19 protein-coding genes are annotated in these 26,985 nt (G+C 67.9%); 8 read left to right on the forward strand and 11 right to left on the reverse strand.

The genetic code is table 11. The annotated features are described in order from the left end of the window. The first annotated feature begins 97 nt into the window (after nucleotides 1–97). From GQ57_RS02300 to GQ57_RS38455, 5 genes are all read left to right on the forward strand, one after another. On the forward strand, nucleotides 98–3,163 hold the full coding sequence (locus GQ57_RS02300; protein ID WP_034196960.1) for an ATP-binding protein: 3,066 nt from the start codon (nucleotides 98–100) through the stop codon (nucleotides 3,161–3,163). A 731-nt stretch (nucleotides 3,164–3,894) separates the two neighbouring features. Next, nucleotides 3,895–4,470, forward strand: coding sequence for a fimbrial protein (locus GQ57_RS02305; RefSeq protein ID WP_052001007.1), 576 nt, complete (start codon nucleotides 3,895–3,897; stop codon nucleotides 4,468–4,470). Between the two features lie 132 nt (nucleotides 4,471–4,602). Continuing rightward, the gene (locus GQ57_RS02310; RefSeq protein WP_235215003.1) at nucleotides 4,603–5,349 is read left to right on the forward strand and encodes a fimbrial biogenesis chaperone; all 747 of its coding nucleotides are present in this window, start codon (nucleotides 4,603–4,605) and stop codon (nucleotides 5,347–5,349) included. Between the two features lie 220 nt (nucleotides 5,350–5,569). Continuing rightward, nucleotides 5,570–8,104, forward strand: coding sequence for a fimbria/pilus outer membrane usher protein (locus GQ57_RS02315; RefSeq protein ID WP_235215004.1), 2,535 nt, complete (start codon nucleotides 5,570–5,572; stop codon nucleotides 8,102–8,104). Nucleotides 8,105–8,204: 100 nt separating this feature from the next. After that, the gene (locus GQ57_RS38455) at nucleotides 8,205–9,140 is read left to right on the forward strand and encodes a fimbrial protein (protein WP_200877965.1); all 936 of its coding nucleotides are present in this window, start codon (nucleotides 8,205–8,207) and stop codon (nucleotides 9,138–9,140) included. Nucleotides 9,141–9,520: 380 nt separating this feature from the next. Here GQ57_RS38455 and GQ57_RS02325 read toward each other — a convergent pair whose 3' ends face one another. The 10 genes from GQ57_RS02325 to GQ57_RS02370 form a co-directional block, all read right to left on the reverse strand. Further along, entirely contained in the window at nucleotides 9,521–10,558 is a 1,038-nt protein-coding gene (locus GQ57_RS02325; protein ID WP_052001010.1) for an acyltransferase family protein, read from the reverse strand. Next, complete coding sequence (locus GQ57_RS02330; RefSeq protein WP_034196962.1) at nucleotides 10,551–11,690, reverse strand: hypothetical protein; 1,140 nt, start codon at nucleotides 11,688–11,690, stop codon at nucleotides 10,551–10,553. The genes GQ57_RS02325 and GQ57_RS02330 overlap by 8 nt, the downstream gene beginning before the upstream one ends. Further along, nucleotides 11,680–12,963 carry a lipopolysaccharide biosynthesis protein gene (locus tag GQ57_RS02335; RefSeq protein WP_034196963.1) on the reverse strand — a complete coding sequence of 428 codons (1,284 nt, stop codon included), beginning with the start codon at nucleotides 12,961–12,963 and terminating at the stop codon, nucleotides 11,680–11,682. Before GQ57_RS02335 ends, GQ57_RS02330 begins: the two co-directional genes overlap by 11 nt. A gap of 16 nt (nucleotides 12,964–12,979) precedes the next feature. Beyond that, complete coding sequence (locus GQ57_RS02340; protein ID WP_034196964.1) at nucleotides 12,980–14,134, reverse strand: polysaccharide pyruvyl transferase family protein; 1,155 nt, start codon at nucleotides 14,132–14,134, stop codon at nucleotides 12,980–12,982. Beyond that, nucleotides 14,131–15,378 carry a glycosyltransferase gene (locus GQ57_RS02345; protein ID WP_034196965.1) on the reverse strand — a complete coding sequence of 416 codons (1,248 nt, stop codon included), beginning with the start codon at nucleotides 15,376–15,378 and terminating at the stop codon, nucleotides 14,131–14,133. Before GQ57_RS02345 ends, GQ57_RS02340 begins: the two co-directional genes overlap by 4 nt. Beyond that, the gene (locus tag GQ57_RS02350) at nucleotides 15,375–17,675 is read right to left on the reverse strand and encodes a polysaccharide biosynthesis tyrosine autokinase (RefSeq protein ID WP_034196966.1); all 2,301 of its coding nucleotides are present in this window, start codon (nucleotides 17,673–17,675) and stop codon (nucleotides 15,375–15,377) included. Before GQ57_RS02350 ends, GQ57_RS02345 begins: the two co-directional genes overlap by 4 nt. A gap of 4 nt (nucleotides 17,676–17,679) precedes the next feature. Next, entirely contained in the window at nucleotides 17,680–18,171 is a 492-nt protein-coding gene (locus GQ57_RS02355) for a low molecular weight protein-tyrosine-phosphatase (protein ID WP_034196967.1), read from the reverse strand. Further along, nucleotides 18,168–19,322, reverse strand: a complete 1,155-nt coding sequence (locus GQ57_RS02360) for a polysaccharide biosynthesis/export family protein (protein ID WP_031397362.1) — start codon at nucleotides 19,320–19,322, stop codon at nucleotides 18,168–18,170. Before GQ57_RS02360 ends, GQ57_RS02355 begins: the two co-directional genes overlap by 4 nt. 50 nt (nucleotides 19,323–19,372) lie before the next feature. After that, on the reverse strand, nucleotides 19,373–20,794 hold the full coding sequence (locus GQ57_RS02365) for an undecaprenyl-phosphate glucose phosphotransferase (RefSeq protein WP_052001012.1): 1,422 nt from the start codon (nucleotides 20,792–20,794) through the stop codon (nucleotides 19,373–19,375). Between the two features lie 585 nt (nucleotides 20,795–21,379). Then, nucleotides 21,380–22,396, reverse strand: coding sequence for a 1-aminocyclopropane-1-carboxylate deaminase (locus GQ57_RS02370; RefSeq protein ID WP_034196968.1), 1,017 nt, complete (start codon nucleotides 22,394–22,396; stop codon nucleotides 21,380–21,382). 197 nt (nucleotides 22,397–22,593) lie between these two features. Here GQ57_RS02370 and GQ57_RS02375 point away from each other — a divergent pair, with 197 nt between their 5' ends. The 3 genes from GQ57_RS02375 (at nucleotide 22,594) to GQ57_RS02385 (ending at nucleotide 24,200) form a co-directional block, all read left to right on the forward strand. Continuing rightward, the gene (locus GQ57_RS02375) at nucleotides 22,594–23,094 is read left to right on the forward strand and encodes an Lrp/AsnC family transcriptional regulator (protein ID WP_031397365.1); all 501 of its coding nucleotides are present in this window, start codon (nucleotides 22,594–22,596) and stop codon (nucleotides 23,092–23,094) included. 132 nt (nucleotides 23,095–23,226) lie between these two features. After that, the gene (locus tag GQ57_RS02380) at nucleotides 23,227–23,730 is read left to right on the forward strand and encodes an antitoxin Xre/MbcA/ParS toxin-binding domain-containing protein (protein WP_034196969.1); all 504 of its coding nucleotides are present in this window, start codon (nucleotides 23,227–23,229) and stop codon (nucleotides 23,728–23,730) included. Further along, on the forward strand, nucleotides 23,727–24,200 hold the full coding sequence (locus GQ57_RS02385) for an RES family NAD+ phosphorylase (RefSeq protein ID WP_031397367.1): 474 nt from the start codon (nucleotides 23,727–23,729) through the stop codon (nucleotides 24,198–24,200). The genes GQ57_RS02380 and GQ57_RS02385 overlap by 4 nt, the downstream gene beginning before the upstream one ends. 60 nt (nucleotides 24,201–24,260) lie before the next feature. Here the strand turns inward: GQ57_RS02385 and mdeB are convergent, their stop codons facing one another. Next, a complete protein-coding gene (mdeB, locus tag GQ57_RS02390) occupies nucleotides 24,261–26,984 on the reverse strand; it encodes an alpha-ketoglutarate dehydrogenase (protein ID WP_034196970.1) in 2,724 nt (907 codons plus the stop codon). Between the last annotated feature and the right edge of the window lies 1 nt (nucleotide 26,985).

A 26,985-nucleotide genomic window follows, 5' to 3' on the forward strand; every position in this document is an offset into this window, starting at 1 on the left:
GTTCGACGCGTCGTCACGGTCGCCTCCCCGGCAAGCTGCCGGGGGCGCGGGCGAATGCCGGCCCGGGGCCGGCGATAGTGCAACCCCGGCGGATCGTATGCCCGAAAAATTGAAAAGGCTGGCCGCGCAGGCCGCCGCCGTCGGCCGGAAGCCGTTCGAGCCGGGCAGGGTCCGGCGTCAGCAGCAGGGGCTGCTGTACGGCGGAGGCGTGGCGATTACCGCGTTCATCATGCTGTGTGCGCTGCTCGTCGTGCGACTCGCCGTCGGCGACTACGTCGCGCAGATGCGTTCGTCGTTCCTGAGGGACGCGGCGGAACTGCACGGCGAATTGCAGGTGACGAAGGTGTTGTTGGGGCGCTTTGCCGACAACATGACCGCGGCCAACCGCAGCCCCGATGCGGTGCCGCCGTCCGACCTGCAAGCCATGATCGCCCGTGGCGGCCGGCTGGATTGGCTGGACCCGCATGGCGAGTCGACGGTCGTCGGGTTCGCCGATCTCGCGTCCGGGAAATCGCCGGCCGCGTATGCGCGCTATATCGGCGCGCTCTACCGGATGGGCCACGCGGTGTCGACGCCGTCGCCGGTTTCGATCGCCAGGCAGTTCTCGGCTTATCTCGTCGGCGTGGACGGCGACTTCGTGGTGTTGTTCGGCGCCGAACTGGCCAGGCGGGCCCCCGCGCGAATCGATTCGTCCGGGCTGAAGGCGCTTGCGCGCCGGCTCGAACCGGCCGATGCCCACGCCGGCCTCGTCATCGAGACGCGCGACGATCCGGTGCTCGGCAGGCCCGTGATCCGCTTCGCGCAGTTGCTGAACGACGTGGACGGCAAGCCGTTTGCGTGGCTCGTCTTCAACGGCCGTCCCGAGCTCGACCGGATCATGGCGTCCCGGACGCCCGACGTGGAGAACCTGCTCGTCGCCCCGAACGGACAGGTCGTGTACGGAAGGCTGCGCGACGGCGCGCTCGTCGCGCGAACGCTCGCGCGCGTCCTGAATCGAAGTGCCGTTCCGGTCATCCCGCACCGCATCGGCGACTGGTTCGTGCTCGGCGACCGTGTGGGCGAATCCGATCTCGTGCTGATCCGGCGCTATTCGTGGCGAAGCGCGGTGCTGGCGAATGCCATGCGGATCGGCATCACGTCCGGCCTGGCGCTGTTCGGCATCGCGGTGCTGTGGGCCGCGATCGTGCTGTTCGACCGGCGCGCGCTGCGCCCCGCCAATCGGCGTGCGATACGCCTGATCGAAAGCGAGGCGCTCAACCGGACGCTGATCCGCACGGCGCCGGCCGGGCTGGCGCTGCTGTCGATCATCGACGGCGACACGATCGTGCGCAATGATGCGATGGTCGCGTACGAGAGGGCCGTGTCGGGCCTGCCGCTCGGCAAGCGGCTGTGGCAGCTTTATCGGGACGCGGTGCGCGACGGCGGCGCACGCAGGCTCGTCACGCACGAGTTCACGATCGAGCATGCGGAACACGGCGCCGTCTATCTCGATGCGCACATGGTGCGCGCCAAGTATCGCGGCATCGACGTGCTGCTGTGCACGCTGATCGACATCACCGCGCGCAAGGCGGTGGAGGAGACGCTGCGCGAAGCGCGCGAGGCGGCCGAGCATGCGAACAAGGCCAAGTCGACGTTTCTCGCGACGATGAGCCACGAAATCCGCACGCCGCTCAACGCGATCATCGGCAATCTCGAGTTGATGGCGCGCGCCACCCTGCCGCCGGCGGAACGGCGGCGCCTGAGGACGGTCGCGTCGTCGTCCGACACCTTGCTGCGCGTGATCAACGACGTGCTCGACCTGTCGAAGGCCGAATCGAACCAGATGGTGCTCGAAAGCATTCCGTTCGATCTGCGCCGCGTCGCGACCGACGTGATCGCGATGTTCCGGCCGCTCGCGGATGCGAAAGGCCTCGAACTGGCTTGCCGTATCGCGCCGGACCTCGCCGACGGCTACGTGGGCGACCCGACGCGGCTTCGTCAACTGATGTCGAATCTGGTCGGTAACGCGATCAAGTTTACGGAGCGCGGCGGCGCGACGGTCGACGTGCGGCTCGCGCCGGGCGGCACGGGCGCGCAGCGCGTCGAGATCGTGGTTCGCGATACCGGTATCGGCATTCCGGCGGACAGCCTGCCCACCCTGTTCGACGTGTATATCCAGGCCGACGCGTCGATCTACCGCCGCTTCGGCGGGACCGGCCTGGGGCTGCCGCTGTGCCGGCGCATCGTCGGGTTGATGGGCGGCGACCTGAGCGTCGACAGCCGCGTCGGCGAAGGCTCGACGTTCGTGGCGGCGTTGCCGCTGCGCGAGGCGCCCGGCGGGTGGCGGGCAGCCGCGCCGGAACTGCCGGCGTTCGCCGACACGGCGGGCGGTTACGGCGACGTGCCGGAGCCGGATGAGGGCGGCGATGCGACGGACGGCGTCGAACCGCACGCGCCGGCCGCGGACGACGACGAACCACTGCGCGTGCTGGTTGCCGAGGATCATCCGGCGAGCCGTGCGTTGCTGCGCGATCAGCTCGATGCGTTGCGATACGACGCGACGATCGTGTCCAACGGCGTGGAGGCGATGCGCGCGTACTTCACGCATCCGTTCGACGTCGTGCTGACGGATCTCGGCATGCCGGAACTGGACGGATTCGCGCTGGCGAATTTTCTGCGGGAGCAGGGTGCGACGGTGCCGGTGATCGCGATGACCGCGCATGCGACCGATGAGGACCGCCGGCGCTGCGAGCGGGCCGGCGTGGTGGAGGTCGTGCTGAAGCCGCTGTCGATCGGTGCGCTCGAAGCCGTGTTGCGGCGGCATGCCTGTCGCGATGCGCAGACGGATGCCGGGCGTCCGGATCATCGCGCGAATCCGGAGATGACGGACGAGATCAGGCGGACGTTGCATGCGGCGACGCTGCATTCCTTGACCGCGATCGAAAGCGCGTTGGCGAACGATCGTTGCGATCTGGTCAGGATCGAACTTCATTCGATGCGCGGCGGTTTCGCGCTTTCTCATGCAACGGAAGCGAGAGACGCGTGCGCGTCCGCAGAGAGAACGTTGAATGAAGGCGAACTGGCTGCATTCCGGGAGATCTGGCCGTCGTTCCGAGGCGCAATGGAGCGTGCCTTGATGGCGCTGTCCGAGGCGCGCGCGGACGGGCCTCACGATTCCGCGTAGCTGCGATCGGTGTCGGTGTCGGGCGCAAGTCCGACCGTGCCGCATGACGGGATCGTCGCCTTGTCCCCGGCCATGACGCGCCGGGCGCGATGCATCCGGATTGCCGTCGGCGAACCGGCTCGGCCGATTTTCGCGTTTGCGTGGCCTGCGATTCAGCGTGCAATCGCTTCCGGAAAACGAGGCCGCGCGCGATGCGTTGCGAAGTTGTCGAGATGTCGCCGAGGCACCGGCTTCATATCGCCCGCCACCGGGGCGGCCGCCGGTAGTCGATCAGGTCCCGGCGATGGATTTCATGTTTGGTCGAACAGCGTCAGGCCGCGTGACCGGGAACCGACGGCGGCCGACGATGCCGCGCACCAGACGGTAGTCGTCGCGCGGGGGCGAGCGACCGGCGGGCATGCATGGCGTGCATCCTGGATCGCTTCGCCTTGCGTCGCGGCCTGCCGCAAGCGAGTCTGGATCCAGCAGGAGTGCGAAGCTGTTTCCGATCGATCTCACTTCTCTTTCGATCACTTGGCGTTTCTCCGGGGTTATCTCATTTTTTTAGTACTTGTACTAATGGCGTGAGGTTTTATTTAGTAATCGTCTCATATTCGATTCAATCAATAAACGTCAGAATTGATTCTGAAGCATGTGAGCCATGTCTTGACGGTTAATCAAGGATATGCGCTGCGGGAGTAACGCTTCATTTAAGTGGCTTCATTTAAATAAACTGAATCTAGGGTGACTGTATGCAGAAAAAACTCAATGTAGCTCGTTTCATTCAGGGTGCGGCAGCGGTTGCGATCATCGCATCGATGTCGCCGGCGATGGCTGCCGATGGTGAAATCGCATTCAACGGCAAGGTGCTGTCGACCACCTGCACGATCAGCGCGGGCGGCGGTGCGTCCGGCGACAAGAACATGACGGTCAAGCTGCCGAGCGTGTCGGTGAACGCGCTGGCAAACTCGGGCGACGTGGCAGGCCGCACGCCGTTCTCGATCCAGCTGAGCGGTTGCACGGGCGAGTCGACGAAGGTGTCGACGGTGTTCGAAGCGGGCAGCACGGTCGATACCGCCAGCGGCCGCCTGAACCTCGTGTCGACCGGCGCGGAAGATACCGTCGCGTCGAACGTCCAGATCAGCCTGCTGAACGATGCGCAGGAACAGATCAAGGCAGGCCTCGCGAGCTCGCAGCAGAACTCGCAGGTCGTCGCGCTGAAGGACGGCGCCGCCACGCTGAACTACTACGCTGAATACCACGCAACCGGCAAGGCAACCGCCGGCTCCGCGAATTCGCGCATCCAGTACTCGCTCGACTACCAGTAAGTCTCGCACGGGGAAGCCGCCCGGCATCGTGCAGGGTGGTTTCCCATTTCTCCCTGACCCATCTTCAAGCTCGCTCCGCCCGGAGCCGCGGCTTGTACGATCTACCAAACGAGTTGACCTATGAACTGGAGGATGCCGAAATCCCTGGCAGCACTCGCGCTATGCGCGACCGTGTGGGCCCAATGCGCACAGGCGAGCGTCGTGGTTACCGGAACGCGTGTCGTTTTTCCGGGCGAGAGCCGTGAAGTCACGGTGCGCCTGATGAACGACGGCAATTCGCCGGCACTCGTTCAGGCGTGGATCGATACCGGCAACGCGAAGGAGTCGCCGGAACAGATCGTCGTGCCGTTCGCGCTGACGCCGTCGATGTTCCGCCTCGATCCCGGCAAGGGACAGTCGCTGCGGGTGCTGTATGCCGGCGAGCCGCTGCCTGCCGACCGCGAATCGCTGTTCTGGCTGAACGTGCTGGAAGTGCCGCCGAAAGTGGAAGGCAACGACGACGCGAACCGGATTCAACTTGCATTCCGCTCGCGGATCAAAATGATGTATCGGCCGGCAGGATTACCGGGTAGCGCGGCCAACGCGGCCGACCAGGTGAGCTGGACGATCGTTTCGAAGCAGGATGGGCGCGGCGTCGCGCTCAAGGCGACCAATGCCGGGCCATACGTCGTGAACCTCGGTGCGATCGAACTCGAGGCGGAAGGGCGCAAGTACGTGTTGCAACCGGGCTTCATTCGCCCGCAGGATTCCGCCACCTTCGACGTTCAGGAGCTCGGCGCCGTGCCGGCGCGGGCGACGGTCGACTACAGCATCATCGACGACTGGGGTGCGATCCGGCCGCCCAAGAGAAGCGATATCGGTGGCAAGCGAAACGACTGATAACAGGCACGTGTGGCCCGGTTCGATCGTGCCGGTCACACAGGAAGTACCTGCAGGCTGATTTCGAACTCGTGCGATCCAGCAAACGACATAAATTTCGGACGATCGAATAAAGAATTTCGTTATCCGAAGTAAATTCGGAGAAAAAATGAATCGACTTATTGGATGCGGTGCTGGTACGCGCTCTGCGCCGCGCGTCAGTCTGATTACTTCAATGGTGATGTCGGCGATTGCCGGCTGGCATGCATCCGCCGGCGCCGAACAGGTGCCGCTGGCCGGCGCCGGGAACGCGCAAGCCGTGGCGACCCAGGTGGCGAGCGTGCAGTTCGACAGCGGCTTCCTGACTGACGGCGGGCGCAACGCGGCCGATCTGTCGCGCTTCGAGAAAGGCAACGCGGTGATGCCGGGCATGTATGCCGTGGACGTCTACGTGAACGACAACCTTGTCACGAGCACCCAGGTCACGTTCCGCGCGTCCGCGAAGTCGATCGACGCGCAACCGTGTTTCGACGAGCGGCTGCTGCAGGATATCGGCGTCGACGTCGAACGGCTGCATGCCGATGCGCTCGCGCAATTGCGCGACGGACACGCCTGCATGGCGCTGCCGGACGCGATTCCCGACGCGCTGGCCGTTTTCACGTTCGACGAGCAGCGGCTCAACCTGAGCATTCCGCAAAGCGTGCTGCGCCGTAGCCCGCGCGGCTACGTCGGCCCGAATCGTTGGGATTCCGGCGTGACGATGGGCATGCTGAACTACAACGCGAACCTCTACACGCATCGCAATTCCGGCGGGCCGACGCTCACGCAAGGCTACGTTGGTCTCACGGCCGGCATGAACCTCGGGCCATGGCATTTCCGGCACGAGGGCTCGTACAACTGGGCGACGGCGGGCGGCGGCAAGTATCAGGATATCGCAACCTATGTGCGCCGAGACCTCGCCGCGTTAAAAGCGCAGTTGACCGTCGGCGAATCGTATACGACAGGCGAACTGTTCGATTCGACGCAGTTCCGTGGCGTGCAGATCGCGTCGGACGACCGGATGCTGCCGGAGTCGATGCGCGGCTATGCGCCGGTCGTTCGCGGCGTGGCGAACAGCAACGCGAAGGTGACGATCCGCCAGAACGGCGTGACGATTTACGAGACGACCGTCGCGCCGGGCGCGTTCGAGATCGACGACCTGTACGCGACGGGCTACGGCGGCGACCTGAAGGTGACGGTGACGGAGGCCAACGGTTCGGTTCACCAGTTCAGCGTGCCGTATGCGGCGGTGCCGATGGCGCTGCGGCCCGGCATTCACCGCTACAGCTTCGTCGCGGGGACGGTGCGCGATACGCAAAGCGACCGCAATCCGCTGTTCATGCAGGGCACGTGGCAGCAGGGCATCACGAATCTGTTGACCGGGTACGGCGGTGTTACCGCCGCGCAGGGCTATCTCTCGGTGATGCTCGGCAGCGCGTTCAACACGCCGTTCGGCGCGTTGGGGATGGACGTCACGCAGGCGTCGACCTCGGTGCCGGGCGTCAAGCGCTTCAACGGGACGAGTGCGCGCGTCAGCTACTCGAAGTCGATCACGCAGACGCAAACCGACGTGACGATCGCCGCCTATCGCTATTCGACCAGCGGCTATTTCGGGCTGAACGACGCGATGCTCGTGCGCGAACGCGTTGACAACCGGGGGTCGGTCGACTCGGTGGCGCGGCAGCGCAGCCGTGCGTCGTTGACGGTCAACCAGGCGTTCGGCGACCGCGGCGGCCGGCTGGCGCTCTCCGTGTCGGCGATGAATTACTGGAATCGCGGCGGTTCGGACGTCAGCTACTCGGCGTCCTATTCGAACACGTTCCGCAACGTCAGCTACGGCGTTTCGGTGCTTCGCCAGCAGAACAGCATGGGCCGGAACGAAACGCAGTACTACGTGAGCGCGACGATCCCGCTCGGCAAGACGTCGTCGACGATGGCGACGACGAGCTTCTCGCACAACACGAACGGCCAGACGCAGGCGCTCGCGACGGTGTCGGGCTCGTCGCTTCACGACGATCGGCTGTCGTACAGCGTGACGGCGAACCGCTCGTCCGGCGGTGGCGGCAGCGCGAGCAACGACGGCAGCGGCTCGGTCGTCTATCGCGGCGCCTATGGCGAAGTATCGGCCACGGCGGGCGCCGGCACCGGCTATCAACAGGGCTCGCTCGGCATCCGCGGCGGGGTGGTCGCGCACCGTGGCGGCATCACGTTCGCGCAGCCGCTGTCGGAAACCTTCGCGATCGTCAATGCGCCGGATGCGGCGGGTGCGCGCGTGCTCAATTCACCGGGCGCGCGTGTCGACTGGCGCGGGTATGCGGTCGTGCCCTATCTGACGCCGTATTCGATGAATGCGATCGAACTCGATCCGGAAGGTTTGTCGACCGACGTCGAAATCAAGGCGACGACGCAGCAGATTGCGCCGCGCGCCGGTGCGGTGCCGATGCTGTCGTTCCAGACGATATCGGGAAAATCGGCGGTGATCGACGCGCGTCGTGCGGACGGCGGCACGCTGCCGTTCGGCGCGGCGGTGGTCGATTCGTCGGGCAAGGAAATTGGCGTCGTCGGGCAGGGTGGCCGGATCTTCGCGCGCGGGCTCGACGACAACGGGACGCTGACCGTGCGCTGGAGCGAAGACGCGAACGCGCTGTGTTCAATCCGATACGCGTTGCCTGTCGCAAAAAGCAGCGCGCGAAACAATGCCGTGCGGCGGTTCGATGCGGTGTGCGATGCGCAGTGACATGTGTCCGGGTTTGCCGACACGGCGACCGGGCGGCGCTTCACGTAGCGCCGCCGCCGTGCGATCCGATAGTGAATACCAGGAAAGAGGAAGTGACGAGATGACGACAAACGACTTGACGCGACCGCGCCGGATGCGCGCGCTATGCACGATGGTGCCGCTCGTGTTGCTGGCGGCTGGAGCATTGCAATCGGCGCGGGCGACCGACATCACTGCATTCGGGATGGAGATTGCGTTCCCGAGGATCACTGCCAGTTATGTCGTGCTGGGGCGGCATTACATTTCGCCGATGGAGGCGTGCGGGTTATCGAAGTGCTCCATAATTTCAAACTTACTCTTCCCCTATGGTGGTTCCGCGTGGGGAAATGGCCCGGCGATTGCGACGAACGTGACGGGTGTGTTGGCGCGTCTGTTGGTCGAAGGAAAACCCATTGATAACCAGGAGGCTACGCCTGAAAAACGGATCGAATTCTCTCAACCGCTCGAAGTGCAACTGCTTAGCGGCGGCACTCCCATTCAAAGGGGATCGCTAGGGACGACCAGGTCGGGCTATTTCTCGCTCTATATGGCCAACGGCCGCGAATTGAATATCTACCTTCAGGGATCAGTCACGCCGATCGACGGCACCTGCTCGACGCCGGCGCAGAATGTGACGTTGCCGGGTGCACTGTTGAATAAATTCGGCGACGTCGGTTCGACTGTGGGTGCTCACAGTTTCCAGATCCGGGTCGAGAATTGTCCGAAGGGATACAACCGGGTCGGCTATGTACTCCAGCCGCGTGGCGGCGCGATCGCGAATGCCCCGGGGGTGTTGCCGCTCGGCACCGGGTCGACCGCCAGCGGCGTGAAGCTCCGGATTACCGACGACAAGGGCGTGCCGGCGACTTTCGGCACCTCGATCAAGCTGAATGCCTACGAAAAGGCCACGGGCGGTTCGTATGCGGTTCCGATGCTAGCATCGTATATCAAGACCGATGCGAAGGTTACGCTGGGCACGGTAAGCGGTGCGATGACCGTGTTGCTGGATTATCAGTGAGAATAGGGCGGCGTTCGCGTTTGGCACGTGTTGTCGAGATCGAATCGACGGAGCGTGGTACAGCGATATCGATGCCGGCGTGACGGATTCGCATCACGACGATGGCCGAGCCGATTGATCGGCGCATGGCCACGCCGGTCGGCGAGAAGCAAGGCGAGGGGCAATTTCCGATATCACGGCGGTTGCCTGGTTTGACGAATGCGAGGGTGAACCCGTTTCCGGGCTTCATTCCTCGCATTTTTATATGCTGGAAGCATAGGCCGACGAACCGACGGCAGTTCAGTCCTTTCGATCACCGGCTTCGCCGAGATGAGCGTATTGAGTCGCCTGCCGCGTGCATTTCTCATGCGCTCTGTCGGGCGTGGACGAAATCTGCGCGATCAGGGGGGTGTCGTCGGTTTGCGCGACGCCGAGGTATGTCGGTTCAGCGCCGCTACCATCGGTCGTTCGATCCGGACGTGGCAGACATGCCCGGCCACGCAGACGATGACCAGGATGGCGCACGCACCAACGATGCCGGCCCCCGTCTGGAGGCCCGCGCGCATCCCGAGAATCTTGTCGGCGATGCCGATGACGTACGGATGGATCAGATAGATCGAATAACTGGCGGACCCGAGCGCCGCCACCATCCGGTTCGTGATCGTCCGGTTGCGCATGTCGAGCGCGACCAGCGCAACGATCAGCACGCACGACGGCACGCCCCATAGCGCGATCCGTGTGAATGCCTGCGGCGTACCGTATACGGCGTGGGACAGCGGAATCGTCATGACCGCGCCGACCGCCACGACCGCCCATACCGGTGCGGCGATGCGGCTCGCGATGCCGGTTTGCAGCACCCGGTACGCGACGACACCCAGGCCGAACTCCAGCACGACCGGACGCCCGAGATGATCGACGACGGTGCCGGGCGTGCCGTCGATCTCGATCCACAGGCACAATGACGCGAGCATCAGCGCGGCCCACGCCGTCGCACGGCGGGCGCGAACCAGCACGAGACTCGCCGCAACGGCGAGGTAGAACAGCATTTCGTATTCGAGGGTCCAGCCGTTCAGGTTCAGCGGGCCCCATTGGCCGTTTTCCTTGACGTACGGCACGAACAGCAGCGATTTGACCAGGTATTCGGGCGCGGCCGTCGTCGTGTTCAGCCATTGCGGACGCAGCACGGCGATCGCGTAGATGCCGATCGTCGTCAGCCAGTAGAGCGGCACGATCCGGATCAGGCGCTTGCGAAAGAACGCACGGCCTTCGTCCGGTGCGACCCACGACATGATGAATCCGCTGATCACGAAGAAGACGTCGACGCCGGCCTGCCCGAACGGCAGCACGTGCATGTGATAGGCGACCACCGAGAGCGCGGCGAGTGCGCGCGCGCCCTGGATGTTCGGGAAGAACGCGCGTTCGCGCATGGCGTCACGCATGCCGCCCTCGCGACGGGCGGTCGTGACGTCGGGCGGGGGGCGTGCCGGGGACGGCGGCCGGGGCGTTGACGACGGCGATGCCGGGCGCATCGGGTCGCCGGCCCGGCCTGCGCGCCGGGCGCGACACCGTCGCGAACTGTACGGCGCACAGCAGCGCCGCGCTCGACAGATGGCGCGTGTAGCTGCCCAGGTCGGGCTCGAACAGCATCGACACCGCGATGTGCCCGACGACGAGCGCGGCGAGCACGTCGCGGGCAGGCTTCGTGTCATGGCGCGCACGGCGCCACACGGCGGCCAGCGCGATCCAGACGAACACCTGCATCGCGATTTCCTTCGGCCCCGGCGAGAACAGCACGGGCAGATTCAGCCGCGACAGCGCGTACAGGTAGTTCATGCAGAACGCGCCGAACGAATCCGGCGCGACGAGGTTGTGGAAGCTGGTGCGTGCGCCGAACGGGGAGCCGTGTGCGAGATAGTCGGCCGCCATGTCGCGCGGATGCTGCAGCAGGTAATAGATGTCGTTCGGCAGCAGGAACAGCGCGAGCAGTGCGGCGAGCATCAGCCAGGTCCTGCGGCCCCACGATCCGCGCCGAAACAGCAGCGCGGCGAGTGCGATCGCGAGAATCAGCGCGAAATAGCCGCGCACGACGGCCGCGTAGCCGCCGTACAGCACGACGGCGGCCGTGACGGTGACGAACACGGAGCGGCGCTGCGCGACGCGGGCGAGCACGATGGCCATCAGCACGACGAGCGTGTCCTTGCTCGCGACGAACAGGTTGAAGAATACGCACGGCGCGAGCAGCACGAGGCTCGCGACGAGCGACCCGACGCGGCGCGCGTGCGCGATCGTCATCCAGATGCACAGCGCACCGATCGCGGCGGTCAGCACGTGCGTGCCGGAAGCGCCCAGCATCGCGTAGAACTTCGCGACCGCATCGAACGACGTGCCGTCGTAGTCGCCGGACCCGCCGATCTGGCTCTGGATCTTGTCGGCGTCCCGGAACACGTATTCGGGGAGAAACGCGCCGGCCTTTGCATAGACGATCCAGTACAGCAATACGGCCAGCGTCGCGATCGCGGATCTCAATCCCCGGCTGAGCGCGGGCCCGGCTTCGGTCAGCTTATGCAGCATCGGGCAGGGTCTCCAGGGTTGCGCGCGGCGTGCCGGCGCGTGCGCCGCGCGCGACGAGCCGTGCGAGCACGGCGACGATCGCGACGCTGGCCGTCAGGTGCGCGAGTGCGGCGCCCGGCATGCCGAAATGCACGGTCAGGAACCAGGCGGCCGGCACGCAGACGACTGCGACGACGCCCATCGACAGCATCGTCGCGAGCCCGGCGCGCAGCGCGATCGCCGCGGTCCACAGCACGTCCGCGACCGCGCGCAGCACGAACGACGCGAGCAGCACCGCGAGCAGGGCGACTTCCCGCGTGTCGCCCGATTCATGCGCGAGGCGGAACAGGTCGTCTTGAACGGCAAGGATGGCGACGCCGGACAGGGCGGCAACGCCCGCGCTTGCTACCGTCGCGCGTCGAATGCGTGTGCGCAGCCGGCCGGGTTCGTCCGCGAGCGTACGCACGAAGCCGGGCCCGGCCGCGACGACGACGGTCGAGAACGCGACCGCCTGCACGGCGTTGGCGATCGACCACACGAAGATGTAGCGGCCGAGCGCGGCGGCGTCCGCGTGACTGCCGGCCACGAAGCGTTCGAGATATTGCAGCAGTGACAGCACGATGCCCGCCGCGTAGAACGGCAGGCCGTTCAGCCAGACGCCGAGCATGCGGCATGCGGGCGGCGACGCGTCGAACCGGGCGGGGCGGTGCGCGTGGCGCGCGTGCGCACGGACGACGCGCCACGACGCGGTGACGACGCATGCGTTGCAGGCGAACCAGAGCGCGAAGACGGTATCGATCGAACGCACCGCGCCGGCGAGCAGCCCGGCGCACGCGATGCCGGCCCATGCGCCGGTGCGGGCGAACAGCAGCAGCGAACCGGCGCGCGGGCGATGCAGCGAATAGACCCAGGCGTTCGTTTCGGAGGCCGCGTGCTCGGAGAGCGCGACGAGCGCGATCCAGGTCGCCACGGGAGGCGGCATGCCGAACGCGTCGATGCGGAGGCCGGCAAGCGGCGCGATGGCGAGCGCCGCGCAGACGACGAGATAGAGCGTGCAGAACACGACGCCCAACGCGCGGGCATCGTGGATCGCGGGAAGCGGGTCGCGCAGGCTGAGGCGGCGGTTGAGTTCCGAGCTGAAACCGAGGCCGAGCAGTTTCGACGCGATGACCGACGCGGCGACCGCGAGGCCGTAGGCGGCGACCGCGTCGAAGCCGAGCGTGCGTGCGACGACGAGCGTCAGGCCGAACTTCAGGCCGAGCGCGGCGAACCGGAGAAAAAGTCGAATGAGCATCGGGGATCCGCCGTCGTCATGCCTGCCGTGCGGCGCGCAGCGCGTCGATCACGCGTTCGCGCGCGGCGCCGATCCGGTCGAGCCCGGTCCGGGCCGCCTGCCAGAACGCGGCGGCCGCTCCGGGCGCGAGGATCGTGCGGGCGGCCTCGTCCGGATCGAACCCGGCGCCGTTGACGACCCAGTCGTCGAGGTGAAGATCGCCGTACGCGCCGAAGCCCTTGCGTTCGTAGCTGAGGTGGAACGCGGGCACGCCCTGCAGCACCGCTTCGAGCGCACCGTGCAGGCGCACCGACACGACGCGGTCGGGCGGATCGTGCGCGAGCAGCGTCCTGAGCGGTACGAGCGCGTCCCGAATGCCGATGTCGCGGTAGTACGCGGCGTCGTCGTTGCCGCGGCCGGTGCTTTGCACCGCGAACGTCACGCGACAGTGCGCGCCGACGCGCTCGATCAGCCGCGCGATCGACGCCGCGTACCGGGCGCGCTGCGCGCGGTTCCACGCCGGCGCGCGGCGCAGCACGAATGCGACGTGGCGAACATCGGCGCCGGCGCGCGCGGCGCGCTGCAGGATCGCATCGCGGCGCCGTTCGAACTCGAGCACCGCGAGATCGGGCGCGCGCCGTGTGTTCGGGTTCGCCGACAGAAACGCGAGCGAACGGTCGTCGCGCACGAAGACGCTGTCGAACGATGCGAGCAGCCCGCGCAGTTGCGCGCGCATCGGCCATGCGTAATGCGCGGGGCCGATGCTTTGCGGCAGATACACGACGGGCTTGCCCGATGCCTTCGCCGCACGCATCTGCAGCAGATGCCCGGCTTCGAGCTTGAGCGCCTCGACCGCATGGCGCGCGCGCAGGTAGCCGCCGCCGACGCCGGCGATCAGGTCGGCGCCGGCCAGCAGGCGGCGCAGGTCGCGCAGGCGGCCGTTCGCGCCGACGGGCAGCGGGAAGCCGGCCGCGCCGCGCAGGCGGGCCGCGCCGCGATCCGCGAGCACGGGGGCCGCGCGCACGTCGCCGTATTGCGGAAACGACGACGGATCGGCCGCGACGATCGACACGCGCGTCGTGTTTCCGAGTGCTTCCTTCAGCAGCTTGACGGACAGGTCGACCAGAAGGCCGTCCCCGGAATTGCACGCGCTGTACGCATGCAGCAGCGCGACGTGGGTGGTCGACGTCATGTCGGCTCCTTGTGAACGAGACCGCGGTAGAGAATGAGCGTGCGGCGAACCATCGCCGCGGCGGAATAGCGTTCGACGGCCGCCGCGCAATTCGCGCGCATCGCGCGGCGCAGCGGCGCATCGCCCGCCAGCGTGACGACGGCGTGCCGGAAATCGGTCGTGTCGTCGTCGTTCGGCACGACGAGGCCGATCCCGGCCGAGCGGATCAGCTCGGCGGCGCCGGCCACGCGCGATGCGACCGTCGGCACCTGCGCGGCCATCGCCTCGAGGCACACGTAGGGAAAGCCTTCGTAGCGGCTCGGCAGCGCGAACAGGTCGAACGCGGAGAAGTAGCGGGCGGCGTCGCGAAGCGGGCCGACGACGCGCAGGTTGCGCGGCACGTCGTCGGCTTCCGGGCCCGCCGCCGCGCTGAAATCGCCGGGGCCGATCGCCGCGAACTGCACGGTGCCGCCGCATTGCCGGAAGACGCCGCGCGCGATTCGCACGAGGCGGTCGATGCCTTTCTGGTGGTCGAAGCGCCCGACGAAGCCGACGACGATCGCGTCGTCCGGCAGGCCGAGCGCGCGCCGCGCGTCGGCGCGCGGCATCGGCGCGGCAGGCGGCACGCCGTTGACGATCGTGTCGATGCGGTGCGCGGGAATGCCGAGCGCGTCGTGCAGGTGCGCGGCTTCGTCTTGCGACACCGCGATGATCCGGCTCGTGCACGCGCGGCCGAGCAGGCGCTCGATCGCGCCGTAGAAGCGGCGCTGCCGGGCGCTCAACAGCGGGTTGAGCGTGTAGACCGCATGCGGCGTGTAGACGTGCCGCCACGGCCCCGCGCACAGCCGCGCGATGGCGCCCGCTTTCGAGCTGTGGCTGTGCACGATGTCGGGGCGGATGCGCAGCAGCAGCCGGTACACGTGCAGGACGGCGAGGGCGTCGCGCCAGCCGACCGCGCGCCGCATCGGCGCCCGGTGAACCGACTTGCAGCGCGCGAGCACGCGCGCGTCGAGGATCGACGCGTCGAAGCGCGGCCCGTCGGGCACGATCAGGTGGAGCTCGACGCCTTCGATGGCGTGCAGCCCGTCGATCAGGCTGGCGAGATGGACCGCCACGCCGCCGGCCGCCGCTTCCGCGACGAGCACGACGCGCAGCGGACGCGCGGCGGTACCTGCCGCCGCCGGGCGTGCGGCGGCATGCAAGGCCGGCCCGGAGGCTTCGAGGCGGGCGCGGCCGGGGCCGTCGATACGGGGCGTCTGGCTCATCGCGCACCTCCGCGTCGAATCCGGCCGGCGAACGCGCGCAGCGCGCGCATCGCGGGCGAGCCGGGGCTGCGATCGCGCCGCGGCGCGTAGTCGTATTGCGTGTAGCGATAGGTGCCGTAGCGGGAGCCGTAGCGGCCCGCGTGCGCGTCGACGCCGTTGAGCAGCACGCCGCTCGCGGCGACGCCGTTGTGCGCGAGGCGCCGGGCAGCCTCGCCGAGCTCGGCGAGGCGCGTGGCGCCCGCGCGTGCGACGAGCAGGAGCGTGCCAGCATGGCGGCTGAGCGCGACCGCGTCGGTGACGGCGAGAATCGGCGCGGAGTCGATCACGACCGCGTCGTAGCGGGCGGACAGCGTATCGATCAGCGTCGCGACGCGGTCGTGCGCGAGCAGGTCGGCGGGGTTCGGCGGCAGCGTGCCGGTCGCCATGAAATCGAGATTCGGGACCACGTTCGCGTGAATCGCGTCGTGCGGCGCGAGGGCGCCCGTCACCAGCCCGGAGAAGCCGCGCTCGCGCGCGACGCCGAAATGGTCGTGCAGGTGGCCTTTGCGCAGGTCGCCGTCGATCAGCAGCACGCGCTGGCCGTTCGCGGCCAGCAGCGCGGCGAAATTCGCCGACACGAACGACTTGCCCGCACCCGGCACCGGCCCCGTCAGCAGCATCACGTTGTTGCGCGCGTCCTGCATCGCGAAATGGATGGCGGTCCGCAGGCTGCGCAGGCTTTCGATCGCGGGCTCGTGCGGATGCGCGACGCTCAGCAGATGGGTGCCGGGCATCCGCGCGTCGAGTTGCCGTGCGATCCGGCGCTGCGCCGGGGAGTCGGGGATCGTCGCGTAGACGCTCAGGCCGAGGTGCCGCTCGATTTCATCGGCATGGCCGATGCCGCCGAACAGGAAGCTGCGGGCGAACGCGAGCGACGTGCCGAGCAGCAGGCCGAGCAGCGCGGCGGCGCCGATCACGACCGGCCGGTTCGGACGCACGGTTTCCTCGGGCACGACCGGCGCATCGACGAGCCGTACGCTGCCGGTGCGCCCGGCCTTCACCAGCTCGAGCTGCTGCGCGTTGGCGAGCAGCGCCGTGTAGAGATCGGTATCGACCTTCACGTCGAGCATCAGCCGCACCGCATCCTGCTGGAGATCGGGCAGGCGTTTCACCTGGCGCTCGACCTGGTGCTGCTGGCCGCGCAGTGTGCCGATCTGCGCGTCGAGCGCGGCCATGTCAGGATGGCCGGGCGCGAAGCGGGTGGCCATCTCGTCGCGCTTTTGCTGCAGTTCCAGCAGGCGGGTTTTCGTGTCGGCCGCCTGCTGCAGGAGCAGCTTCGATTCCTCGGTGAGGTCGATGGTGCCGTTCGCGTTGCGCATGTTCGTATAGCGCTGCTCGGCGTGCTCCAGTTGCTGCTTCAACGCCGGCAACTGCTTGTTGAGGAACGCGAGCGATTGCGCCGCGTCGGCGGATTTGCGCTCGAGGTGCTGGCGGAGGTAGTGATCGGCGATCGCCTGAAGCTGGGCCTGCAGGCGCTGCGGGTCCGGGCCGCGCAGCGTCGCGACGATCACGCCGGACTGCTTGACCTTCTCCTGCACGTCGAGTGCGCGACGCAGCGTATCGATCGTCTCGGCGCGGGACTGCCGCACGAGCGCGAAGCGGGTGCCGGGATTCGCATCGAAGCGCGTGACCTCGACGACGAGCGGGCCGTCGGCGGTCGGGAACCGCTCCGCGCGACCGACGGCGCCGGTGACCGCCGCGGGCAGCGTGGCGCCGGACAGCCGGTAGCGTCCGCCGTCGAGCATCGTCAGCGCGAAGCGTTCGCCTTCGAGCGGCTTCGGCACGTCGAAGCGCGCGAGATCCACGCGCTCGTCGCCCCATGCGTAGCCGCCGATGCCGAACACGCCGGGGCGCGTGACGCCCGCGTTGAAGCGCGAGATGAAATCGCCGACGACGGGAAAGCGCTTCGGCTGAACGACGATGTAGCTGCGCAGGTCGTCGACGGCGCGCGCGACGACGAGCCGGGACGCGAGGATCTGCGCTTCGGCGGCGGCGGTCGATTTCACGTCGAACAGCGACGACACGTCGCCGAGCAGGCTTTTCGCCGCGGATGCGTCGCCGCCGTCCTCGATCTGCACGAGGATGTCGGCCTGGTATTGCGGGTGGCTCAGGAACGCGTACAGCGTGCCGGCGCCGACGCACGCGGCGGTCACGAGCGCGATCAGCCAGCGCCGGGTGACGAGGGCGTCGACCACGGCCGCGAGGTCGATCTCGTCGGCGCGGTCGGGCGGATGCTGGGTCGAATGGGGAAGGGGCATCGGGTCAGTCCGGAAGGCGGGAGGAAGGGGCGGGCGGCGGCGCGATGCGCGCGCACCATGCGTCGACGCCGCGCTCGATGAGCCACAGGCTGTGCGCGAACGACGCGCGCGGGCCGAGGTACGGGTCCGGCACGTCGAAGCCGCGCCGCATGGCGTCGAGCGAGCGGCCGCCGTCGCCGAGGCGGTACACGCGGCCGCACAGCGACGGATGCCGGCGTTCGAGCCAGTGCTTCTGGTCGAGGTCGGCCGTCAGGATCAGGCCGGCGCGCAGGGCGAGCCACGACGGCAACTGGCGCGCGCGATGCGCTCCGATGTCGAGGCCGCGTTCGCGCATCAGCGCGACCGCGTGCGGATCGGCGGGCCGGCCGTCGAGCGCGCCGATGCCGGCCGACTGCACGTCGACGCCCGGCAGCCGCGCGCGCAGCAGCGCCTCGGCCATCGGGCTGCGGCAGACGTTGCCGACGCATACGACGAGGAGCGTGGCGCCGGCGATCATTTGACGGCGAGCGCCGCGGCGGTGGCGCTGGATGTGACGCTCGGCAGCAGCAGGCTCAGCACGCGGCTGAAGCGCACGAGGCCGTTGCCGTCCACGTAGACGATGTCCTTCGGCTGCAGCTCGAACTCGTTGGCGAGCACCATCGAGACGGGCGAGCGGGCGTCGAGATGGAACACCTGCGGACGATCCGTGCCGGAGCCGCGGACCACGAACATCTGCGCGGCGTCGGCGGTATTGGCGTTCACGCTGCCGGCCTGCGCCAGCGCATCCGACAACGTCAGCCGGCCGTCGCGCAGCGGCCGCGCGAGCGACGGCTTGTTGACCTCGCCCATCACGTAGACGCCGTAGTCGCCGCGCGCCGGCACGTGCAGCAGGTCGCCGGCCGCGAGCACGACGTCCGCCGGATTGCGGCCGTCGCGCAGCATCCGGGTCAGGTCGAGCGGATGGGTGACGCCGTCGCGCACCAGCGCGATACGGCTCTGGTCGGCCTCCGGGCCCATGCCGCCGGCCCGGCCGAGCGCCTCGTACAGCGTCATCGGCACGTCGTTGACGGGCTGGCCGCCGGGCGTGCGGACCTCGCCGTCGATGTACACCTGCTTCGAGCGGAACGACGCGATGCGCAGCGTGACCTGCGGCGCGCGGTAGACGCGCGACAGCGCGGCGGCGAGGCGGGCCTGCGCCGCGTCGGCGGTCAGCCCGGCCACCGGCACCGTGCCCGCGAACGGGAACGACACGCCGCCCTTCTGGTCGACGACGAAGCCCGCGGCGGGATCGGCCGCGCGCGGCGCGGCCTGCGGCGCGGCGCCCTGTGCGGCCGCGAGCTCGGGGTGATCCCAGACCGTGATCTGCAGCACGTCGCCCGGGCCGATCCGGTAGGCGGCCGGCGGCGCGGCCAGCAGGCCGGCTTGCGCGGCCAGTTGCCGGTCGGCCTGCGCCTTCTGCGCGCGGACGAGGCCGGTGTCGATCGTCGTGATCTCGAACGGCGGCAGGCCGTCTGCCGATTGCGTGCCGGCCGGCGGCGGCGCGTCGCTCATCCGCATGCCGGGCGCGAAGGCGCACGCGGAAAGCGCGAGGCTGGCCGCGACCATCAGGCCGATACAGGCGCCGCGCGGGCGCGCTGTGTCATTCCGCTCGATCGGAGTGGTTTCCATAAGCAGTCCTCTTGAGTAAGGCGACGCGGTGCCGGGCGGCGTCGCGCGTGTCAGTACGCGTTGCGGTGTATCCAGCCGTGCGTGGCGGTGGCGAAGACGATGCGCATGTCGAGCCCGAACGACCAGTTGCGCAGGTAGTAGAGATCGGCCTCGATCCGGCGCTGCATCTTCTCGATGCGGTCGGTTTCGCCGCGCAGGCCGTTGATCTGCGCCCAGCCGGTGATGCCGGGCTTGACGCGGTAGCGATGGATGTAGCCGTCGACGACCGTCTGGTACAGGTTGTCGTGCTCGATCGCGTGCGGTCGCGGCCCGACGACGGACATGTCGCCGCGCAGCACGTTGATGAACTGCGGCAGCTCGTCGAGGCTCGTGCGGCGCAGGAACGCGCCGACTCGCGTCACGCGGGGATCGTCCCGCGTCGCCTGCTGCACGCTGCCGGCGGTTGCGGCGTGGACCCGCATCGTGCGGAACTTGTAGATCGTGAAGGTCTTGCCGTCCGCGCCCTTGCGCCGCTGACGGAACAGCACCGGGCCCGGCGACGACAGCCGGACCGCCGCCGCGATCGCGAGCAGCAACGGCGCCGTGCCGAGCAGCGCCGCCGCGGCGAACAGGCGGTCGAACAGGGCCTTTTGCGTCAGCGCGTGCGGCGGCAACGGCGAGGCGACGAGGTTGAACGCCGGCGCGCCGACGAGATCGACCATTTCGGCGTCGAACATCGCGAGCCGGCTGACGTCGGGCATGAAGCGGATGTTGACGAGGTCGTGCCGGAACGCATCGAGCACGCTTTCGACGCCGCGTACGTCGGCGATCGGCAGCGCGATCCAGACTTCCGGAATCGCGTGCGAGCGCACGTGTTCGGCGAAGGCATCGAGCGCGTGGAAACGTCGCATGCCGTCGCCAGCAGCGTGTGCGTCCCGCGCCGCGCCCGATGCGCCCGCCACGTCCAGCATGGCGGCCGCGCGATATCCGGAAGGCGATTGCGTGATCCGGCCGAGGACGGCGGCGCCGTGCGGGCCGGTGCCCACGACGGCGACCAGCCGCTCGCCCGCATGCCTGCGCGTGAGCGTCCGGTGCACGAAGAGCCGCGACGCGACGAGTGCGACGCCGCTCGTCGCGGTCCAGAGTGCGAAGCAGGACACGGGGACGAGCAGCGCGCCGTGCAGCGAGACCATCAGGATGACGGAGCAGGCCTGTGCGAGCAGCCACGCGCCCGACGCAACGATCGCGATGCGGCGCGTCGTGCGGCCGTACGGTGCGCGATAGAGGCCGAACGCCGGAAACAGGATCATCGCGAATGCCGCCGCGCTTGCCACGGCGGCCATTTCGACGGACCGGTGCGTGCCGTTGCCGGGGAACATCCAGGCGGCCAGTGCGGCGCCGAATGCGATGAACGCAACGTCTGCGAGACGTGCGAGCAGCCCGCGGGCTGCAGACGGCGCTTCGATTCGCCGTTCCGCGAGTGTCGTATGCATGGATCCCTTTGGTTCCGTGTTGTTGGACGTTGTGTCCGATGCGGCGCGCACGGAGCGGCGCGTGCGCCGGAAGAAGGCTGGCGCATCGCCGCTGTGTCCGTTTCGCTGGCGTGCGGGCGTGGCGCTGAGACGCTGCCTGCCTGATCGGTCGGACGTGGATGTCGCTGCGACGGGGTCCGTTAGCAACTGTCAAATGCGGACGTGGCAATCAGCGACGTCGAGATCCACTCGACCGGGATCAATTTTCGGGAACCGGGGGGAAGAGATAAATGGGACGCGTATTAAATCGGCCGGGCAGGGATTAATACACGTACGAATGGTTGGTTTCGACGTGTCCCGATCGCGATCGGCAGTTGGCGCGCGCCGGCGCGCATTCGCATCCGGGCGGCAGGTGTGGCGTGTAGCGGGGATGAGCCCGGTGGCGGGCGGCAACGCTGACAGCGGGGCACGTCCCGGCACCGTCGAGCGAGCTTGAGGGGACGCGGCAGGTGGCGCGCGGCGAATGTGTCGATCGATGTCGGCGAATGCGCGTACGCGGGCCGCGCATCGTGTGCGGGCACACGACGCGCGGTGCGTCGACGTGCGTCAGCCTTCCTGGAAGATGGCGCTGTATGCGCTCAACGCGGGCACCCCGCCCAGATGCGCATACAGCACCTTCGAGCCGGGTTCGAATTCGCCGCGCCGTACCTTGTCGATCATGCCGTGCATCGATTTCCCTTCATAGACGGGATCGGTCAGCACGCCTTCGAGCCGCGCGCACAGTCGGATCGCTTCGAGCGTGCCGTCGTTCGGCAGTCCGTATTCCGGGCCCGCATAGCGCGTGTCGAGCACGACGTCCCGTTCGTCGATGCGGCGCCCGAGTTCGACGATTTCAGCCGTGTGCCGAGCGATGCGCGTGATCTGCGCGTGCGTCTTTTCCGGCGTCGCCGACGCGTCGATGCCGATCACGCGATCCGCGCGCCCGTCGGCCGCGAAGCCGACGACCATCCCCGCCTGCGTGCTGCCCGTCACCGAGCACACGACGATGTAGTCGAACGTGAAACCGAGCTGCGCTTCCTGCGCGCGCACTTCTTCGGCGAAGCCGACGAAGCCGAGCCCGCCGAGCGGATGCTCGGAGCAGCCGGCCGGCACCGGATACGGCTTGCCGCCCGCCTGCCGCACGCTTTCCATCGCGTCTTCCCAACTGCGGCGTATGCCGATGTCGAAGCCGTCCGCCACGAGCCGCACGTCCGCGCCCATCATCCGCGACAGCTGGATGTTGCCGACGCGGTCGTACACGGGATCGTCGTAGTTGACCCAGTGTTCCTGCACGAGCACGCACTTCATCCCGAGATGCGCGGCGACGGCCGCGACCTGGCGCGTCTGGTTCGACTGGACGCCGCCGATCGACACGAGCGTGTCCGCGCCCTGCGCGAGCGCGTCGGGGATCAGGTATTCGAGCTTGCGGGTCTTGTTGCCGCCGAACGCGAGGCCGCTGTTGCAGTCCTCGCGTTTCGCATACAGCTCGACCTTGCCGCCGAGATGCGCGCTCAGGCGCTTGAGCGGCTGGATCGGGGTCGGGCCGAAGGTCAGCGGATACCGGGGGAAACGTTGCAGGTTCATCGGGTCTGGTCTCCGGAAGGGCGGGGTGGCACGGGAAGCGGCCTGTTCGGGACATGCCGGCAAGCGGCGTCCCGATGCAAAAATGATAGACAAGCACGCACGAAATGAGCTTGCGAAATGAATATCGTCGGCCTACGTTGAAGACGAATCGGAAACCATGCAGGCAATTCCGGTTCGCCAGACTGGAGGATGACGCAATGAAATTAAGTGGAAATCCGGCCGCGCCGGCCGATGCGGCGCCCGTGCTCGACCGCATCGATCGCGCGATCCTCAGGCAGCTTCAGCAGGACGCGTCGATCTCGAACGTGCGCCTCGCCGCGAAGGTGAAGCTGAGCGCGCCGGCGTGCCTGCGGCGCGTCGAGCGGCTCAAGGAGACGGGGATGATTCGCGGGATCGTCGCGCTGCTCGACCCGAAGCCGCTCGGGGCCGGCATGCTCGTCGTGATCGGCTTCGTGCTCGACCGCTCGACGCCGGAAGCGTTCGCCGCGTTCGAGAAGGCCGCGCAGAAGGTGTCGGGATGCGTCGAATGCCATGTCGTGACCGGCGAGTTCGACTACTTCATGCTGGTGCGCACGCGCGACAACGAGAGCTTCAACCGGCTGCATGCGGAGCAACTGCTGTACCTGCCGGGCGTGCGGCAGGTGCGCTCGTTCATGGTGCTCAAGGAGATTCTTTCGACGCACGCGCTGCCGGTGTAGTGTGGCGCGCCGTTGGTCCCGTTGGTCCCGTTGGTCGCGACTATGCCGTCTGGCCTATGCCGTTTGGCAGATTGAAAATTCCCGTTTGAATGTATAAAATGGGAATTTCAATTAACCCATTCGGGAGTCGCAATGGCAGCAACCACACCTGCGTCCCGTCAGCCTGCGAAGCGGGCTGCCGCATCCCGCGTCGCGGAGCCGGCGGGCAGCTCGAACGGCTTGGGCGCCGGCAGGGACGATTTCGACACCTTTCGCCGGATGGCGCCAATGTTGCAGCGGCGTGCGATCGCCGAGGGTTTCGATGCAGTCATCATCGAGCGCGTCGCGCGCGAGTTGCTCGGCGTGCCGGTTCAGTCCCTCTTGAGCGCGCTGAGCCTTCCCAGCTCGACCATTCTGCGAAAAATCGCCAAACACGACCGGCTGTCGCAAGGCGAGTCCGATCGCGTTGCACGCGTGCTCTTTGTGCTGAATCTCGCCACCGATCTGTTCGAGGACAGCGAGCGCGCAGCGATGTGGATGAGCCGCGCGAACGCGGAGCTCGACGGTTTGAAGCCAGTCGACGTGCTCGACGTACAGCCCGGCTACGACCGGGTGCGCGACATCCTGAACCGTGCTCAGTTCGGGGTCGTCGCGTGAGGCTGTATCGTCTCGCGAAAGAAAGAAAGGGGCATTACCTGGCCGACGACCTGAGTGGCAACGGAGCGGCGATCGCAGGTGGCCGCTGGAATCCTCGCGGCATGCGTGTGCTGTACACCTGCTGCCACGCGTCGACTTCGTTGCTCGAGGCACTGGTCCATATGTCCGGCTTGCTGCCCGCCAGCGGATTTTTTTTAGTGACGCTGGAAGTGCCCGACACCGTCCATGACAACGCGTACCAGCCGGACCTGCCGGACGATTGGGCGGTACTGTCGCAGGATCCGGAGTCGACCGCCCGGATCGGGCAGGCCTGGCTCGAGGCAGGCGAGTCGTTGGCGATGCGCGTGCCGTCAGTCGTCTGCCCGACCGACTTCAACTTGCTGCTGAACCCGATGCATGCGGATTTTGCTTCGAGCGTGAAAGTGATCGGCAAAGAAGCGTTCGCGCTGGATCCGCGCCTCTTTGGCTGACCGGTTGCATGACCTCGAACGGCGAACGGTCGGTTGCTGCTGCGCGGTCGCGCCGCCCGTTCAGCGCTGCCATGGTGCGACGCATCGCTGTGCGGACTTGCCGAGACGCGCTCGCGCGTCGTGCACGATAGCCGCATCGAGTTCTCCGTCATCCGCCAGCGCCTTCAGCGCCGCGAGCACGATGCTCGCGCGGTCGACTTCGAAGAACGCGCGCAGCGCGTCGCGCGTGTCGCTGCGGCCGAATCCGTCGGTGCCCAGCGTCACGTAGCGGCGCGGCACGTACGCGCGGATCAGTTCGGGCACCGCGCGTACATAGTCGGTCGCGGCGATCACGGGCCCGCGCGTCGCGGCGAGCGTGGCGGTGACATACGGCATCGCGTGCGGGTTGTCGTCGTCGAGCCGCGCGCGACGCTCGGCCTCCATCCCGTCACGCTGCAGTTCGGTGAAGCTCGTGACGCTCCACACGGCCGCATCGATACCCCAGTCTTCCTTCAGCATGCGTTGCGCGGCGACGACTTCGCCGAGGATCGCGCCCGCGCCCAGCAACTGCACCTGCGCCGTCGCGTGCGATTCCGCCGCCAGCGGATACATCCCCTTCAGGATTCCTTCGCGCCATGCTTGCGCATCGCCGCCGGGCATCGAAGGCTGTGCGTAGTTCTCGTTCGTCACCGTCACGTAATAGAACACGTCGCGCTGCTGCTCGACCATCTCGCGCATCCCCGCGTCGACGATCGTCGCGACTTCGTACGCGAACGCGGGATCGTACGCGCGGCAGTTCGGAATCGTCGAGGCGGCGAGGTGGCTGCTGCCGTCTTGATGCTGCAACCCTTCGCCGCCGAGCGTCGTGCGCCCCGACGTCGCGCCGACGAGGAAGCCGCGCGAGCGCTGGTCGGCGGCGGCCCAGATCAGGTCGCCGATGCGCTGGAAGCCGAACATCGAGTAGTAGATGTAGAACGGCAACATCGGCAGGTCGTGCACGCTGTACGACGTCGCGGCGGCGATCCACGACGAGATCGCGCCCGCCTCCGAAATGCCTTCCTCGAGGATCTGGCCGCGCGTGTCCTCGCGGTAGTAGAGCATCGAGCCGAGGTCTTCCGGCTCGTAGCGCTGGCCGAGCGGCGAGTAGATGCCGACCTGCCGGAACAGGCTCGCCATGCCGAACGTGCGCGCTTCGTCGGCGACGATCGGCACGACGCGCGGGCCGAGGTCGCGATCCTTGATCAGCGCGGCGAGCATGCGCACGAGCGCCATCGTCGTCGACATCTCGCGGCCGGCCGCGTCGAGCGCGAACGCACCCCAGGCCGGCATCGAAGGGACGGTGAGCCCCTTCGATGCCGCCATCCGCCTTCTGGGCAGATAGCCTCCCAGGGCAGCCCGGCGGGCATGCAGGTAACGCATTTCCGGGCTGTCTTCCGCTGGCTTGTAAAACGTGAGCTGCTCGACGTCGCTGTCCGACAGCGGCAACCGGAAGCGGTCGCGGAACGCCTTCAGGTCGTCGATGTCGAGCTTCTTCTGCTGATGGGTCGTCATCCGGCCCTGGCCGGCCGCGCCCATCCCGTATCCCTTCATCGTCTTCGCGAGGATCACGGTCGGCTGGCCGCGATGCGCGAGCGCGTGTGCATACGCGGCGTGCAGCTTGCGCGCGTCGTGGCCGCCGCGGCGCAGGCGGTCGATTTCCGCGTCGGTGAGCTGCGCGGCGAGCGCCTCGAGCGCCGGGTCCTGGCTGAAGAAGCGCGCGCGGTTGTACGCGCCGTCGTTCGCGGAGAAGGTCTGGAACTGTCCGTCGACGGTATCGGCGAACGCGCGCGCAAGCGCGCCCGCATGATCGCGCGCGAACAGCGGATCCCAGTCGGACCCCCACAGCACCTTGATCACGTTCCAGCCGGCGCCCGCGAACTGCGCTTCGAGTTCGTCGATCACGCGGCCGTTGCCGCGCACCGGGCCGTCGAGCCGCTGCAGGTTGCAGTTGATCACGAACACGAGGTTGTCGAGCCCCTCGCGGGCGGCGAGCGACAGTGCGCCGAGCGATTCGGGCTCGTCCATCTCGCCGTCGCCGAAGAAGCCCCACACGGTGCGGCCCGCGGTGTTCGCGAGGCCGCGATGCTGCAGGTAGCGCATGAAGCGCGCCTGGTAGATCGCGTTGATCGGGCCGATGCCCATCGAGCCGGTCGGGAACTGCCAGAAGTCGGGCATCAGCCACGGATGCGGATACGAGCACAGGCCCGGGCCGGCGATCTCGCGGCGGTAGTGCTTCAGGTGATCCTCGGTGAGGAAGCCTTCGAGATACGCGCGCGCATAGACGCCCGGCGACGAGTGCGGCTGGAAATACACGAGATCGCCGCCGGCGCCGCCGTTTGCGGGCGATGCCGCGCGGAAGAAGTGGTTGAAGCCGGTTTCGAACAGGTCGGACGCCGACGCGTAGCTCGCGATGTGGCCGCCGAGTTCGCCGTACGCGCGGTTGGCGCGCACGACCATCGCGAGCGCGTTCCAGCGCAGCGCGGCCGACAGCCGTTCCTCCAGGTCGAGGTCGCCCGGGTAGGGCGGCTGCTCGGCGGGCGGAATCGTGTTCAGGTAGCGCGTGACGGGCGTGCGCGGCGACGCGAGGCCGCTGGCGCGCGCGTGCTCGGCAAGCCGGTCGAACAGGTACTGCGCGCGGTCGCGGCCGACATGCGCGACCACCGCGTCGAGCGCGTCGAGCCATTCGGCGGTTTCTTCCGGGTCCGCGTCGACGCGCGCGAGGGCCGCGCGCTGCGCGTGTTCGATACCGTTCGACAGATCCGTCATC

Source organism: Burkholderia sp. MSh2, from assembly GCF_000731655.1.
Lineage (GTDB): Bacteria > Pseudomonadota > Gammaproteobacteria > Burkholderiales > Burkholderiaceae > Burkholderia > Burkholderia paludis.

Bases quoted from the DNA above. Each gene is read 5' to 3' on its own strand.
- GQ57_RS02300 (WP_034196960.1), top strand. From the start codon at position 98: ATGCCCGAAAAATTGAAAAGGCTGGCCGCGCAGGCCGCCGCCGTCGGC.
- GQ57_RS02305 (WP_052001007.1), top strand. From the start codon at position 3,895: ATGCAGAAAAAACTCAATGTAGCTCGTTTCATTCAGGGTGCGGCAGCG.
- GQ57_RS02310 (WP_235215003.1), top strand. From the start codon at position 4,603: ATGCCGAAATCCCTGGCAGCACTCGCGCTATGCGCGACCGTGTGGGCC.
- GQ57_RS02315 (WP_235215004.1), top strand. From the start codon at position 5,570: ATGTCGGCGATTGCCGGCTGGCATGCATCCGCCGGCGCCGAACAGGTG.
- GQ57_RS38455 (WP_200877965.1), top strand. From the start codon at position 8,205: ATGACGACAAACGACTTGACGCGACCGCGCCGGATGCGCGCGCTATGC.
- GQ57_RS02325 (WP_052001010.1), bottom strand. From the start codon at position 10,558: ATGCGTGACGCCATGCGCGAACGCGCGTTCTTCCCGAACATCCAGGGC.
- GQ57_RS02330 (WP_034196962.1), bottom strand. From the start codon at position 11,690: ATGCTGCATAAGCTGACCGAAGCCGGGCCCGCGCTCAGCCGGGGATTG.
- GQ57_RS02335 (WP_034196963.1), bottom strand. From the start codon at position 12,963: ATGCTCATTCGACTTTTTCTCCGGTTCGCCGCGCTCGGCCTGAAGTTC.
- GQ57_RS02340 (WP_034196964.1), bottom strand. From the start codon at position 14,134: ATGACGTCGACCACCCACGTCGCGCTGCTGCATGCGTACAGCGCGTGC.
- GQ57_RS02345 (WP_034196965.1), bottom strand. From the start codon at position 15,378: ATGAGCCAGACGCCCCGTATCGACGGCCCCGGCCGCGCCCGCCTCGAA.
- GQ57_RS02350 (WP_034196966.1), bottom strand. From the start codon at position 17,675: ATGCCCCTTCCCCATTCGACCCAGCATCCGCCCGACCGCGCCGACGAG.
- GQ57_RS02355 (WP_034196967.1), bottom strand. From the start codon at position 18,171: ATGATCGCCGGCGCCACGCTCCTCGTCGTATGCGTCGGCAACGTCTGC.
- GQ57_RS02360 (WP_031397362.1), bottom strand. From the start codon at position 19,322: ATGGAAACCACTCCGATCGAGCGGAATGACACAGCGCGCCCGCGCGGC.
- GQ57_RS02365 (WP_052001012.1), bottom strand. From the start codon at position 20,794: ATGCATACGACACTCGCGGAACGGCGAATCGAAGCGCCGTCTGCAGCC.
- GQ57_RS02370 (WP_034196968.1), bottom strand. From the start codon at position 22,396: ATGAACCTGCAACGTTTCCCCCGGTATCCGCTGACCTTCGGCCCGACC.
- GQ57_RS02375 (WP_031397365.1), top strand. From the start codon at position 22,594: ATGAAATTAAGTGGAAATCCGGCCGCGCCGGCCGATGCGGCGCCCGTG.
- GQ57_RS02380 (WP_034196969.1), top strand. From the start codon at position 23,227: ATGGCAGCAACCACACCTGCGTCCCGTCAGCCTGCGAAGCGGGCTGCC.
- mdeB (WP_034196970.1), bottom strand. From the start codon at position 26,984: ATGACGGATCTGTCGAACGGTATCGAACACGCGCAGCGCGCGGCCCTC.